Origin of the sequence: Spirillospora sp. NPDC048911 (assembly GCF_043198015.1) — a bacterium.
Taxonomy (GTDB): domain Bacteria; phylum Actinomycetota; class Actinomycetes; order Streptosporangiales; family Streptosporangiaceae; genus Spirillospora.
Window position 1 is genome coordinate 258,348 of the sequence record NZ_JBICUD010000006.1, and the last position, 13,892, is coordinate 272,239.

Below are 13,892 nucleotides of genomic sequence, written 5' to 3' on the forward strand. Positions count from 1 at the left end.
CCGGACGCCGCGCTAGCGGTATTCGGCCAGGCGCGGGCGCACTCCCGCGTAGATCAGGCCGAGCACCAGCGCCGTCGCGGCGGCCGGGACGAGGGCCCCGCCGTCCAGCCCCCGTTCCCCCGCCGCGACGGACTGGTCGAGATGCTCCTGGTTCATCAGCAGGAACGCCTCCAGCGCCAGGATGTACCGGTCGAAGTCATCGTCCGCGTCGCGTGCCTCAGGGCCCGCGGCCAGCCGGGTCGCCTCCTGCTGCCGGCCGGCGGCCGGCAGCGGCATCTTCGCGTGCCCGCTCCCGAACTCGCGCAGCGCCGACAGTGTCTCCACGGCACGCTCGCGCTCGCCGGGGAGGGCGGTGTCGTCGAAGGAGAGGGCGAGGAGCCCGTCGAGCCGTTCGTACTTGGCCTGGAAGGCCTTCTCGTACTCGGCCCCGCGTGCCGGGTCGAGAAGGCCGCGGCTCTCGTCGGCGTTGGCGTCGTAGCTGATCCCGCGCGCCTCGGAGAGGACGACCACGGAGCCGGACGTGTCCTTCTCGGCCGTCCGCAGGTCCGCGGCCGCCGTCGTGAACACGCCCACGGTCACGGTGAGGAACGCGAGCGCGACCGCCGTCGCCGCGGCGAGCCCCGGGTTGAGGCGCCGGCGCACCCGCCGGGAGAGCTCGACCTGGAGGAAGATCAGTACCCCGCACAACACCGCGCCCACGGCCAGGGCAGCCCCCGTCATCGCACGCGCCGTGCCCCGGCCGGTTCCCTCGGCACGTCCGATCCGGTCGGTGTTGAGCTGAGCGAGCCGCTCGGCGGAGGCGAGGATCGAGCCTTTCATCAGATCGGCCGCCTCCCGGTAGCGGGCCAGCACGGCCGGGGGCGTCTCGCCGGCGGGACGCGGCCGTTGCCCGTCCAGGGTCATCGCCTCGGCGACCAGGGCCTGGTAACGGCCGAAGTCGTGGAGGACCCGGCGCAGGAGCGCGGCGGCCTCCGGCGCGCCGTCCGCCGCCGCGACCGCCTGGTACAGCTTGTCGGCCGCCTCGACGCGCCGCCGCTCGTAGGCCTCCAGGGCGGCCCGGTGCCGCCCGCTCGTGGCGGGCTCGGTGCCGGCCAGCAGGACGGCGGCGGCATGGGCGTCCAGGTCGGCGAGCACGGAGTACGTCTCGGAGGCGACGCTGAACTGCCGCCCGGACCGGTGGCCGATCTCCCGAAGATCGTCGCGGAGGGCGGCCGTGCCGGTCGCGGCGATGAGGCCCGACACGATCGCCAGCACCGTGGCCACGAAGGCCAGGCTCCGGATCCATGCGGGCGTGCTCGGGGCAGGGGGCCATCCCGTGGTGGGCGCCCACGCCGGTGCCCGTACCGGCAGGCCGACGGCGTCCGGGTCGGAGGCCGTGACGGCAGGCCCCTGGCTCGTCGAGCCCGCGGAGCTCGGCGGGCTCGTACTGCCGGTGGGGCTCGGCGGGCTCGTACTGCCGGTGGGAGTCATACCAGCGACCTCGGCCGTACGGCATTGGCACAGTCGACCAGCGAGCGCCGTTCGGCCGGACCGTCCGCCGCCCTGGCCAGCTCCCGGTAGATCCCCTCCAGAGCGAGCCGCAGGTCATGCTCCTCCAGCACGGCGCCGAGGGCCTCCTCACCCGCCGCCACCAGGGCGGCGAGTGAACCGCGGAGGCCGGACGACCAAGGCGGGCGCGTCACCGGCCGGGCGGCCAGCACCTGCCCGAGCGCCGCCTCCAGGACCAGCGCCGCCAGCCGGTCCCGGCGCTCGGCCGCCAGGTCGAGGAGTTCGAGACGTCCCGCCGCGGCCAGCAGCTCGACCAGCGGAAGGTCGTCGGGGTCTCGACCGCGCAGAGCGGCGAGGATGGCGCCGACCTGGGCGTCGACATGGCAGGCGAAGGTCCGGGGCACCGAGTCCAGGATCTCGACGGCTCCCGCCCGGTCTCCGCGACCAGGACCCGCGCCAGCCCGAACACGGCCCCCGCATGGGCGCGTTCGGTCCGCCAGACCCGCAGGTAGTAGCGCTTCGCGGTCTCCAGATCGTCCTTCAGCTCCGCGCAGTAGGCCAGCGCCAGCTTGGGCGCCGTCTCGCCCGGGAACCACCCGTACACCTGGTCGAACGCGCGGGACGCCGCCTCGAGGTCGTCCTCGGCCAGCTCGATGAGCCCGAAATACCAGGCCGTACGCCAGTCCACGCGACGCCAGGCCACCATGGACCGGGCCGTGGCGAGCTCACCCAGCTCGATGTTCGCGCGTGCGCGGCGGAGGGCGACCTCCGCCGACTCGGCCGGCAGGGCGGCCAGCTCCGCGAGGACCTCGGCCGGGCCGGTCTCGTCCAGCCCGGCGAGATGGTCGGCCGCCTGATCGCCGGGGTCGACGCGCGGCCACGGCAGCGCGACGGCCATCTCATGCGGCGCCGGGCGCAGCCCGCCGCGGGTGCCCGCGGCATGGGTCTCCTCCTCGAAGAGCGACGACCGGGCCGGCCGGGGACGGCCGTCCTCGGCGGCCAGCACCTCGCGCAGCACCCCGGCGACCTGCTCGGCCATCTCGGCCGCTGAGGCGAACCGCTCGCGCCGGTCCGCGTGGGTCGCCCTGCGCAGGAGCCGGTCGAACGACTCGTACCGCGCGAGCAGCGGCACCTTGTCCCTGTCCGGCAGGGAGTACCTGTACCGGCCCGTGTATCCCGTGAAATCGAAGCTCAGCACCGCCATGGTCCGGGCGACCGTGCAGAGGTCCGACCCGATGGACGGCCCGGACTCGGCGATCTCGGGCGCCTGGAATCCGATCGTCCCGTAGATCGGGCTGTGCTCGTCGTCGATGTGCCGGACGCCGCCGAGATCGATGAGCCGGAGCCGGTCCGCCGTCCGCAGCGCGTTGTCGGGCTTGAAGTCGCAGTAGAGCAGACCCTGCTCATGGAGGTGGCCGAGCGCGCGCAGGACGTCGAGGCCGTGGGCGAGCACCTGGGCCAGCGGGAGCGACTCTCCGGTGGTGGCACGGTGCTCCAGCACGAGGTCCCGCAGCGAGCGGCCGTCCACGTACTCCATGACGATGTAGCCGGCGCCGAAGTGCTCCACGAAGTTGTAGATCTCGACGATGTTGGGATGCTGGACGGCGGCCAGGAAGCCGCGTTCGGCGACGGCGGCGCGCATCGCCTCGGCGTCGCCGGCGTCCAGCAGCCCCTTGAGGACGACCCAGCGGTCGTTGACGCTCTTGTCCATGGCCAGGTAGATCCAGCCGAGCCCGCCGTGCGCCAGGCACCCGGCCACCTCGTACTGCGCGGCGACCATGTCACCGGGCCGCAGCTTGGGCGTGAACGAGTACGCCTTCCCGCAGCGGGGGCAGAAGCCCTCGGTCCGGCCGGGCCGGTCGGCCGAGCCCCGGCCCACCGGCAGGTCGCAGCGGCTGCATCGCCGCTTGCCCTCCGGCACCTCCGGATCGGTCATCACCACGGCCGCCGGGTCCCGGGAGGGGGCGTGCGGCAGCCCCGGCACCAGCTCGGGCCAGGCGGCGCCCTCCCGCTCGACGATCGGACCGGATCTCCCCGAGCCGCGCCATCCCCGGCGCCACGGGACGGAGACCCGGGAGGCGACCGGAGCCGGCGGCGCGGCCGACGCCGCCACGACGCCACAGACATCGCAGTAACCCTCGTCGATCGAGCCCCGGCACCCTGGACTCGCGCACCGCTCCAACGTGTTCACGACAAAACACCGACCTCTTCAGGGCAGCACGAAAAGCCCTCGAAAAATGCGTGGAAGAAATGAACCGCATGGTGATTCAACCGGTGCGAGAACAGGCATCGGCCAATGAAATGCGTCAGCGCGAGGAGGTGGGCGTGCGGCCAGGACGGCCGTCACGCCCGGCGATCGGGAGGCCCCCCGTGGCTGGGGAAGGAGGGGGGAGAACGAACGCGGCGATATGTCGCCGCGGCTCTCGTGTGGGGTCTCATCGGGCCTCCTGGTCGCAGGTTGAACACCTTGCCGACCAGACTTCCCGGCACACCTGAAGAGACTTTATCGCGCCATTGGCGCCGGCGAAAGCCGTTAACAACGGCCCGATACGGCCATTGATACGTTCACGTCGCGGAAACGCAGGCGGGAAGTCACGCCCGGCCCGGACCGCACGGACGATCTTCACGCGTACGTACGGGGTGGGTAGCGAATGGGTGGTGATATGGGGATTTACCCCCTCCCCCTCGGTGGACCCCCGGGGCAGGCTCCTGTGAACGCCGAGCTTCACCTGGCGTCACCGTCGAGCAGGGGGGATGAACGTTGCTGAACCGTGGAGACGTGCGGCTCCATAGGGGGCCGGTCGAGATGACGCTCGGCGCGGAGCGCTTTCCGCTCTGGGGCGGGTTCGCCACGCTGATGGTGACCGACCTCGACCGGCTCATCGTCGCCCGCCGCGCCGTCGACCAGGTCTTCGCCGACGTCGACGCCGCCTGCGGCGCGTACCGCGGCGACTCCGACCTCGCCCGGGTCCACGCGGGGGCCGGCCGGCCCGTCCCGGTCGGCACCACGTTCCACGCGCTGCTGTGGACGGCCCTGCACGCGGCGGAGGTGACCGGCGGGCTGGTCGATCCCGCCGCGAGCGGCCCGCCCGGAGCCCGGCGGTCGATCGTGGTGGACGACCCGCAGGGCACCGTGACGCTGCCTCCGGGCACGACGCTCGACCTCTGGCCCACGGCGACGGCGTTCGCCGCCGACCGCGCCGCGGAATTCGCCGCAGGCCAGGCGGACTGCGGGGTCTTCGTGTCCGTCGCCGGCAACATCGGCGTGGCAGGCCCCGTTCCCGCCGCGGGCTGGCACGCGCGGGTGAACAACGACCACGACAAGGTCGCGTTCAGCCAGAACGTCGTGCTCCGAACCCCAGGCGGCCTGGCCACCCGCAACCTGGCCGCGCCACCCCACAGCCCGGGCTCGCCATCCCACAGCCCGGGCTTGCCGCAGCACGGCCCGGGCTTGCCGCAGCACGGCGTGGGTGCGCTGCGGTACAGCCTGGGTGAGGGGCGGGACGTTCCGCATGTTGTCGACCCTCGCTCGGGCGGCCAGGTGCGAGGGCCGTGGCGCTCGGTCTCGGTCACGGCCGGAAGCTGCGTCGACGCCGGCACGGCCGGTGCCGCGGCGCTCGTCTCCGGGCATGACGCCGTCGACTGGCTGCGGTCCGCAGGGCTGCCCGGCCGCCTGGTGCACGCCGACGACTGGGTGCACACGGTCGGGAACTGGCCCGCGGACCCCGCCTCCCCCAGGTAAGAGCTCCGCGCGGTCGCCACGCGCTCGCCCCGGCTGGGCCGTCTCGTCAGCCCCTGCTCAGCCGGGTGACTCTCCCTCGTCCGCGAGCGCGTAGGCGACCGCGCGGTCCAGTTCGAGCCGCGCCCCGGCGCGCCGGGCCGTGGCGTACTCCGGGAGGCCCAGGTCCAGGCGCGCCGCGGCCTCGCAGGTCCGGTGCGAGGCCGCGAGGAACTGCAGTTCGACCGGAGGCGTGTCGAGGGTCTGCCACAGCCGGCCGGCCGCCCCCATCAGCCGGGCCGCCCGTTCGTGCCGCCCGTGCCGTCCGGCGGTCCAGGCGAGGGCCTCCAGGCACATGAGCAGCCCCCAGCGATCGCCGGCGATGCCGAGGATCCGGGCCGCCCGGCGCATCCTGGCCTCGCACGCGCCCGGATCGTTCTGCCTCCAGGCGGCGAACCCCAGCGCGAGCGACCCGTACGCCTGGAAGAGCGGGGCCTCGCGGGCCTCGCTCAGCGCGAGGAGCTCCTCGCCGAGGGCGGCGGACACCTCCGGGCTCTCGATCACGCCGACCGACGCCGAGTAGTACAGGTTGACCCCGACGGCGGGAAGATCACCGACGGCCTGGAGACGGGCGCGCGCCTCCCGCATCAGCTCGAACCCGCGCCGGCTGTCGCGCACCGCCAGCGCGATCATGCCGGACGTCTGGACGGCGAACGCGGCGGCCGCCGGGTCCCCCGTCCGTTCCGCGAGCGCCCGGCCCTCGTCCGCCCGCCGCATCGCCGCGGCGCGATCGTCCTGATGGAGGGCGAACAGGGCGCTCGCCCAGAGGGCCTTGGCACGGGTGGTCCCGGCCTGCGGCCCCAGCTCCAGGCCGCGCTCCACCCAGTGCCGTCCCTCGCTGATCGCGCCGCTGAGGAGGAAGTGCCCCCACAGCGCGAACGCGATCTCCAGCCCCGCCGAGGGATCGCCGCGTGTGAAGCACAGGTCGAGCGCCGCGCGCAGATTGGGAAGCTCCGCCCGCACCGTCGCGATGCGGCCGAGCTGGTCGGGCGCCAGCGCGTCGATCCGGTTGCCGGCGGCCAGGCGCAGGTAGTGATCGCGGTACCGCTCGTACAGTCGCTCGACGGACGGGGTGTGCGCCAGCTGCTCGCGGCCGTAGGCCCGGATGCTGTCCAGCATGCCGAAGCGGACCGCGCTCTCACGCCGTCCCGTGGCCAGGACGGACTTGTCGACCAGCCCGGCGAGCAGTTCGAACACCTCCTCGGCCGCGATCCCGTCGCCCGCGCACACCGCCTCGGCGGTGTCCAGGTCCACGCCGCCGGAGAAGATCGACAGCCGCGCCCACAGGAGCCGTTCCGCGGGCGAGCACAGGCCGTGGCTCCAGTCCATGGTCGCGCGCAGGGTCTCGTGGTGCGGCGGCGCCGAGCTTCCGGCCGGGGACGGGTCACGCGCGGCCAGCACGTCGAAGCGATCATCGAGCTTGCGTACGAGCTCGTCCAGGGGCATCGTGCGCAGCCGCGCCGCGGCCAGCTCGATGGCCAGCGGGAGGCCCTCCAGGCGCTGGGACAGCCGGGCGACGGCGGGGGCGTTCGCCGCGTCCACGACGAACCCCGGCCGCACCTCGGCGGCCCGCTCGGCGAACAGGCGCACCGCCTCGCTCCGCGCGATGTCGCCGGCGGCCGCGCCGGTCGGCGGGACGTGGAGCTCGGGCACGTCCAGCACGTGCTCGCCCGGCACGCCCAGCCGCTGCCGGCTGGTGACGAGGATCCGCAGCCGCGGGGCGCCCTTCAGCAGCCGGTCCACCAGGTCGGCGCACGCCTGCAGCAGATGCTCGCAGTTGTCCAGGACGAGCAGCATGCGCTTGTCGGCCAGGTGGTCGACCAGGACCGGCATGGCCTGCCGCCCGCTGTGCCGGAGCCGGAGGGCCGAGGCGACGGCCGACTCGAGGAGTGCGCCGTCGGCCAGGGCGGCCAGCTCCACGAACTCCACCCCGCCCGGGAACCGCCCCCGCAGCTTGTGCGCGGCCCGCCGGGCCAGCCGGGTCTTGCCGACCCCGCCCGCGCCGGTCAGCGTGAGCAGCCGCGCCCTGGGCAACATCCGGCGCAGCTCGGCCAGCTCCGGTCCGCGCCCGATGAACTCGGACAGGCCGGGCGGCCGGTCGTTCGCCATCATTTCGTCGTAACCAGACATCTCGGCTCATCACCCTCGGCTCGTCACCCGGCTCACCACCCGGCCCGTCGCCCGGCTCGTCATCCAGGCGGTGGCTCCTCCCCCGGCTGGGGCTGATCTCCCACCCAGGCGGCGATCTGGGCGCGGGAACGGAACCCGAGCTTGTTCATGATGTGTTCGATGTGGCCCTCGACGGTGCGCTGGGCGATCACCGCCGCCGCCGCGATCTCCCTGTTGCTCATGCCCTGCGCGACGAGGCCGGCGATCTCGGTCTCCCGCGGGGTCAGGGGCGAGGAGCCCGCGCCCCGCCCGGACGCGGCGCCCGGTGCGGCACCCGGCCCGGCCCCGGCGGCCGCCGCCGTCCGCTCCTCCAGGGCGTAGGCGAGCGCGTCGTCGTACGGCAGCCCCGCGCCCCGCTGGAAGGCCTTGCCGAACGCCGCCCGGCCGAGGGCCTCCCGCGTCCGGGCCTCGCACTCGTCGTGGAAATGCACCAGATGCCCGTACCCCGACAGCGGAGCACCGATCGCCTTCCAGACGGTGGCCACGATGCCCAGCAGCCGGGCCGCCCGCGGGTACCGCTCCTCGGTGGCCGCGATCCAGGCCAGCGCCTCCAGGTTCACCCCGATGCCGAGCGGGTCGCCGAGGACGCGGTTGAAGCGCAGGCTCTCCTGCTCCATCCCGGCCGCGCGCCGCGTGTCGCCCTGCCGCCAGATCTCGATGCCCAGGGCCATCTGGGCGTACGCCTTGTGCCAGCCCTCCCCGTGGGCCTCGCACACGGCGATGCCCTCCTCGCCGACGGCGATGGCGCGCGCCGAGTCGCCGAGGAAGGAGTGGGCGAGGGAGAGCCGGATGAGCGCCAGCGCCAGGCCCACCGGATCGCCGGTGGAGCGGTGGCGGGCCACGGCCTCCTCGTAGAGCGCGATCGCCTTCGCGGTGTCCTGCTCGTACATGGCGATCATCCCGGCGAAGACGGCCACGTAGCCGAGGACCGGCTCCAGCCCCAGCTCCTCGCCGATGGCCTTGCTCTCGGCCAGCATCGCGGCGGCCTCCGCGGGTTCGGCCTGGATGACGGCGAGCCAGCCGTTGGCCCACAGCGCCCGCGCCCGCACCTCGCCGCGTTCGGTAGAGGCCGCCAGACCACGGTCGAGCCAGCGGCGCCCCTCGGCCAGGTAGTAACTGGTGATCCAGTGGTAGAGCAGGTCAGCCGCCATTCCCAAGCCAGCCGACGCGTCCTCCGGGCCAGCCGACGCGTCCGCCTGGCTGGTGAGGGAGTTGGCCAGCGCGGTGCGCAGGTTGGCGTGTTCTAGCCGCAGCCGGGCGAGCCAGGCGACCTGGTCGGGCCCGAACAGCCGGCGGCGGGCCTCGGCCGCCAGCCGGCGATAGTGGTCGCGGTGCCGTCGCGCGAGCTCGGCCGCCTCGCCGGACTCGGCGAGGCGCTCACGGCCGTACTGCCGGATGGTCTCCAGCAGCCGGTACCGGACCGTGCCGGGCTGCTCCTCCCGGGTCAGGATCGACTTCTCCACCAGGCCGACGACCAGGTCGACGATCTCCTCCCGGGCGATCCCGTCACCGGCGCAGACCGCCTCGGCCGCCTCCAGGTCGAGGCCGCCGCTGAAGACCGAGGCGCGCGCCCACAGCAGGCGCTCCTGCTCGGTGCACAGGGCGTGGCTCCAGTCGATCAGCGCCCGCAGCGTCTGGTGCCGGGGCAGCACCGCCCGCGACCCGGTGGTGAGCAGCCGGAAACGATCGTCCAGCCGGTCCAGCAGCTGCCGGACCGACAGCACCCGCAGCCGGACGGCGGCCAGCTCGATGCCCAGCGGAAGGCCGTCGAGCCGCCGGCAGATCTGCTCAACGACCTCCCTGTTGTCGTCGGTGAGCGCGAACTCGGGCAGCACGGCCTGGGCCCGCTCGGTGAACAGCTGCACCGCGTCCGACGCCGCCGCGCCGTGCGGCTCCGGGTCGGGCAGGAGCAGCGGCGGGACGGGGAACGTCTGCTCGCCCGCGATCCCCAGCACGTGCCGGCTGGTGGCCAGGATCCGCAGGTCCGGGACCGCGCGCAGCAGCGTCTCGGCCAGGACGGCGCACTCGTGGAGCAGGTGCTCGCAGTTGTCGAGGACGAGCAGGATCCGCTGGTGCTCCAGATGCTCGATCAGGACGTCCATCGGCGGCCGGCTCGAGTGATCCCGGATCTCCAGGCTCTCCAGAACCGTCGGGACGAGCATCTCCGGCTTGTCGAGATCGGCCAGCTGGACGAGCCACACGCCGTCGGCGAAGGAGCGTTCCATGATCGTCGCCACCCGGACGGCCAGCCGGGTCTTCCCGACGCCGCCCGCGCCCATCAGCGTCACCGCCCGCGAGCCCGAGAGCATGCGCCTGACCTCGGCAACCTCGTGCCGGCGTCCCACGAAACTCGTCACCTCGGCCGGAAGCCTGGACACCTGCCGCCGTCTCGAGGCGCTCGATGTCGCTAAAGCCATCATCGCCTCGCGCCACGATCACCCACTGAGGCCACTCTATGCCCGGAGCACTCCCCGTGCACGGACGACTACCTACGTAGGCGGAATGGGTATCCATACGGGGGTTCTCCCCGTCCCACGGCCACCCCTCGCCGTCGCATGCTTCAGGTGTCCGAAGAACCACGCCCCCACCGGCGAGGATCGAGGTACGAGCCATGTGTCAGCACCAACCCCGTTGCCCGGCCGCACAAGCGCCCGACCATGACGCGGCCAGGCTCGTGATCTTCCACCCCGAACAGGGCTGGGGGCTGCTCTGCAACGGCATCGTGATCTTCGACGACGGTGGCGAGCTGCTGCCCGACGGACGCAGCGTCCCTGTCCAGCGCGCCGTCCAGGACCTGGCAAAGGCCTCGTGACCAGGCAAATCACGCGACACCAGGAGAATCACGCAATGCGAAGGATCCGGATCAGCAAGCCGCCCAAACGACCTGCCAAGGTCGATACCGACCGGCGGACCCCCTCCGGGCGGGTGCTGCCGTACTGAGCCCGCGCCGCCTCCGTCGTCACGCCTCGCCGCCGGGGGCGGCGCCGCCTTCCGCGGCCCGGTCCAGCTCACCGACCCAGACGGCGATCTGGGTCCGTGACTTGAAGCCCAGCTTGTTCATGATGTGCTCGATATGGCCCTCGGCGGTCCGTCTGGAGATCACCAGGGCCGCCGCGATCTCCTTGTTGGTCAGTCCCCGCGCGACGAGACGGGCCGTCTCGAGCTCCCGGGGGGTCAGCGGCGACTCCGTGCCGGCCGCCCCGGACGGCTCGTCCACCGGGGCCGTCTCGCCGAGGGCGACCGCGACCGCCTGCCGCAGGTCGAGCCCGGCGCCCCTGGCCATGATCGAGTCGAACCTCCTGGCGCCGAGGCGGTCCCGCGCCTTCCGCTCGCAGTTCTCGTGGAACGTCCGCAGGTAGTGGAACAGCGATCCGCCGACGGACCGCCACAGGGGGCCGAGCACCCCGAGCAGCAGGGCGGCGCGCTCGCAGTCGTCCTCGTCGGCGGCGATCCAGGCCAGGACCTCCACGCACAGCGCGATGCCCAGCCCGTCGTTGAACGGCTCCTTGAGCCGGATGCTCTCGTGCTCCAGCTCGATCGCCCGCGCCGGGTCGCCCTGCCGCCACACCTCCAGCCCGTAGCCGCACTTGGCGTACGAGGTGAACCAGTGCTCGCCCCGCGCCCCGCACCTGCGCAGGCATTCCTCGAACAGCGCGACGGCCCCGCCGGAATCGCCGAGGAACGAACGGGCGATGGCCAGGTACATCATCGAGTTGACCATGCCCATCTCGTCGCCGAGCTCGCCGTACCAGTCGTACGTCGCCTCGGTGAGCAGCGTCAGGGCGTCCGGCAGCTTCTCCTGGAACAGGGCGGCCAGGCCCGACACGTACCGGACCTGCGCGATGATCGCCCTGTCGCCGAGGCGCTCGGCCAGGGCGCGGCTCTCGTCCAGCACCGATTCCGCCGCGGCGAAGTCGTTCAGCAGGATCGCCAGCCTCGCCAGCATGCAGAGGGCCAGGGCACGGACGTCGTCCGGGGCGGCGTCCGAGGCGTCTAGCGCGTCCGACGCGCCCGGCGAGGCGCCCGGCGAGGCGAGGCCGCGCTCCACCCAGGTCCGTCCCTCACGCAGGAAGCCCGCGGCGATCCAGTAGTAGCGCAGCGCCGTCGTCATGATCAGGGCCTGCGCGTGCTCGCCCGGCGTGGCGAAGCAGAGGTCGAGGGCGGTGCGCAGGTTGCCGTGCTCGCTGCGCAGCCGCTCGAACCAGGTCACCTGGTCGGGACCGAACCACTCCCGCTGGGCATGGACCGCCAGATCCCGGTAGTAGTCGCGGTGCGCGCGCCGGAGCCTCGCCTCCTCGCCGGACTCCCGCAGCCGGTCGAGGCCGTACTGGCGGATGGTCTCCAGCAGCCGGTACCGGACGCGGGACGGCTGCTCCTCGCGGATGAGGACCGACTTGTCCACCAGCCCGGCCACCAGATCGATGATCTCGTCGCGGTCGATGCCGTCGCCGGCGCAGACCACCTCGGCCGCGTCCAGGTCGAGGCCGTCCGCGAACACCGACGCGCGCGCCCACAGCAGGCGCTCCTGCTCGGTGCACAGGGCGTGGCTCCAGTCGATCAGCGCCCGCAGCGTCTGGTGCCGGGGCATGACCGTCCGCGACCCGGCCGACAGCAGCCGGAACCGGTCGTCGAGCCGGTCATACAGCTGCCCGATGGACAGCACCCGCAGCCGGACGGCGGCCAGCTCGATGCCGAGCGGGATGCCGTCGAGCCTGCGGACGATCCGTTCGACCACGCCGCGGTTGTCGTCGGTCAGCGTGAAGCCGGGCAGCACCGCGACCGCCCGGTCGGTGAACAGCCGCACCGCGTCCGACCCGGCGAGCGCGTCGGCGGCCGGATCCTGCTGGCCGGAGCCCGGCAGCGGCATCGGCGGGACGCCCATCGTCTGCTCGCCCACGATGCCGAGCGCCTGCCTGCTGGTGGCGAGAATGCGCAGGTCGGGGGCGGCGCGTAGCAGCTCCCCGGCCAGCACGGCGGTCTCGCCGAGCAGGTGCTCGCAGTTGTCGAGGACGAGCAGCGCCCGCCGGTCGCGCAGATGGTCGATGAGCACCCGCATCGGCGACCGGGACGTCCGATCCTGGATCTCCAGGGTGTCGATCACGGTCTGGACGAGGAGCTCGGAGTTCTGCAGGGCGGCGAGCTCGACCAGCCACACCCCGTCCGGGAACGCGCGCCGCACGTCGGCCGCCACCCGCGAGGCCAGCCTGGTCTTGCCGACGCCACCCGGGCCGGTGAGCGTCACCACCCGGGATCTGGTCAGCAGCTGGCGGACGTCGGCGATCTCTCGCCGGCGTCCCACGAAACTCGTCACCTCGGCCGGCAGCCGTCCCGGCCGATGCGTGCTGGAAGTCGCCGCAGTCATTCGCGCCTCGCGCCGGCCGCGGGTCACCCTGCGCGAACGCGCCCGGCCGACAAAACCCAGGTTATGCTCCGCCGTTTCCCGTCGCACGCTTATCCGTGCGACACCCGGACCTCAGGAGGCGGGGGCGGACGAGCGCGCGGCGGCCATGGGCGTCCGGCCGCGGGCGAGAAGCCAGGCCATCGCGGCGAACGCGGCGACCTGGAGGGGCCAGCCCATGAAGATCTTGCTCGCGCCGAGCCAGCCGACCTGGCCGGCCGCGTAGAGGGGGTACTGGACGACCACGCGGACGATGCACGGCAGGACCAGCAGCCAGGTGAGGCGCGAGCAGAGCCGGACGATCCCGGGATCGTTGCGCCAGGCGGTCGGATCGCCGGTGACCGAGCCGATGATGAAGCCCACCACCGGCCAGCGGACCACGATCGAGAAGATCATGGCGACCGCGTAGCCCCCGTTGTAGAGGATGCCGGGCAGGAAGGCGTCCTCGGCCTTGCCGGAGCGCATCGCGAAGAACGCGGCGATCGCGATGCCGAACAGGCTGTTGATCACGAACTGGGGGTTGGACTTCTGCGCCACCCGGACGATCAGCAGCAGCACGGCCGCGCCGACCGCGACCATCAGCGAAGGCTTGAGCTCGTCGGTGAGCACGTACGACAGGGTGAAGCACGCCGTCGGCACGGCCGCCTCGATCACGCCGCGAACCCCGCCCAGCGCCTTGGAGAGCTGCGCCCGCACCGCCGCCTCGACCGTCTCATGCGCATCCGCAGCCTCGGTGTCCTCCACGCCCGCAGCAGCCGCATCCTCGGCGGCACTGTCCGCGCTGGGCGCGGCCACGCCGGGTGCGTCTGCGGTGGTGGCGGTCGCGCTGGGGGCGTTCCCGGTGGTGGCGTCCGCGCGGGTGGGGTCGGCGCCCTTGGCGTCGGCTGTCTTGGCTCCGGCGGGGCCCGGGAGGGCGTCGTCGGGGGGTGGGACGGCGTCGCCTGCCTTGACCATGGCGTCGCCGGTCCGGAGCGCGGCGTCGCCGGCCGCGGATCGGTTCGTCTCAGCGCCCACGCCGTTCGTCTCCAGTTCTCTCACCTGAGGCCTCTCGCCCGCGCG

The 13,892-nt window shown here is 73.4% G+C and carries 7 protein-coding genes and 1 pseudogene; 2 read left to right on the forward strand and 6 right to left on the reverse strand.

Going from position 1 to position 13,892, the window contains the following annotated elements; genetic code table 11:
* Positions 1 to 12 precede the first annotated feature (12 nt).
* Together ACGFNU_RS27715 and ACGFNU_RS27720 are read right to left on the reverse strand one after the other, a co-directional pair.
* Positions 13 to 1,470, reverse strand: a complete 1,458-nt coding sequence (locus ACGFNU_RS27715; protein WP_392598160.1) for a hypothetical protein — start codon at positions 1,468 to 1,470, stop codon at positions 13 to 15.
* Positions 1,467 to 3,424: pseudogene (locus ACGFNU_RS27720) on the reverse strand (tetratricopeptide repeat protein). Before ACGFNU_RS27720 ends, ACGFNU_RS27715 begins: the two are co-directional and overlap by 4 nt.
* Positions 3,425 to 4,267: 843 nt before the next feature.
* On the opposite strand from ACGFNU_RS27720, the gene ACGFNU_RS27725 reads away from it, so the two are divergent.
* Positions 4,268 to 5,230, forward strand: a complete 963-nt coding sequence (locus ACGFNU_RS27725; RefSeq protein WP_392598162.1) for a hypothetical protein — start codon at positions 4,268 to 4,270, stop codon at positions 5,228 to 5,230.
* A gap of 57 nt (positions 5,231 to 5,287) precedes the next feature.
* Here ACGFNU_RS27725 and ACGFNU_RS27730 read toward each other — a convergent pair whose 3' ends face one another.
* Both ACGFNU_RS27730 and ACGFNU_RS27735 read right to left on the reverse strand, forming a co-directional pair.
* Positions 5,288 to 7,396: an ATP-binding protein gene (locus ACGFNU_RS27730; RefSeq protein WP_392598164.1), complete on the reverse strand. Its 2,109-nt coding sequence runs from the start codon at positions 7,394 to 7,396 to the stop codon at positions 5,288 to 5,290.
* Positions 7,397 to 7,455: 59 nt separating this feature from the next.
* Complete coding sequence (locus tag ACGFNU_RS27735) at positions 7,456 to 9,792, reverse strand: ATP-binding protein (RefSeq protein WP_392598166.1); 2,337 nt, start codon at positions 9,790 to 9,792, stop codon at positions 7,456 to 7,458.
* A 254-nt stretch (positions 9,793 to 10,046) separates the two neighbouring features.
* On the opposite strand from ACGFNU_RS27735, the gene ACGFNU_RS27740 reads away from it, so the two are divergent.
* Positions 10,047 to 10,247 carry a DUF5999 family protein gene (locus ACGFNU_RS27740; RefSeq protein ID WP_392598167.1) on the forward strand — a complete coding sequence of 67 codons (201 nt, stop codon included), beginning with the start codon at positions 10,047 to 10,049 and terminating at the stop codon, positions 10,245 to 10,247.
* 147 nt (positions 10,248 to 10,394) lie between these two features.
* Here the strand turns inward: ACGFNU_RS27740 and ACGFNU_RS27745 are convergent, their stop codons facing one another.
* Together ACGFNU_RS27745 and ACGFNU_RS27750 are read right to left on the reverse strand one after the other, a co-directional pair.
* On the reverse strand, positions 10,395 to 12,734 hold the full coding sequence (locus ACGFNU_RS27745; protein WP_392598168.1) for an ATP-binding protein: 2,340 nt from the start codon (positions 12,732 to 12,734) through the stop codon (positions 10,395 to 10,397).
* 174 nt (positions 12,735 to 12,908) lie between these two features.
* Entirely contained in the window at positions 12,909 to 13,577 is a 669-nt protein-coding gene (locus tag ACGFNU_RS27750) for a DUF3159 domain-containing protein (RefSeq protein ID WP_392598808.1), read from the reverse strand.
* Between the last annotated feature and the right edge of the window lie 315 nt (positions 13,578 to 13,892).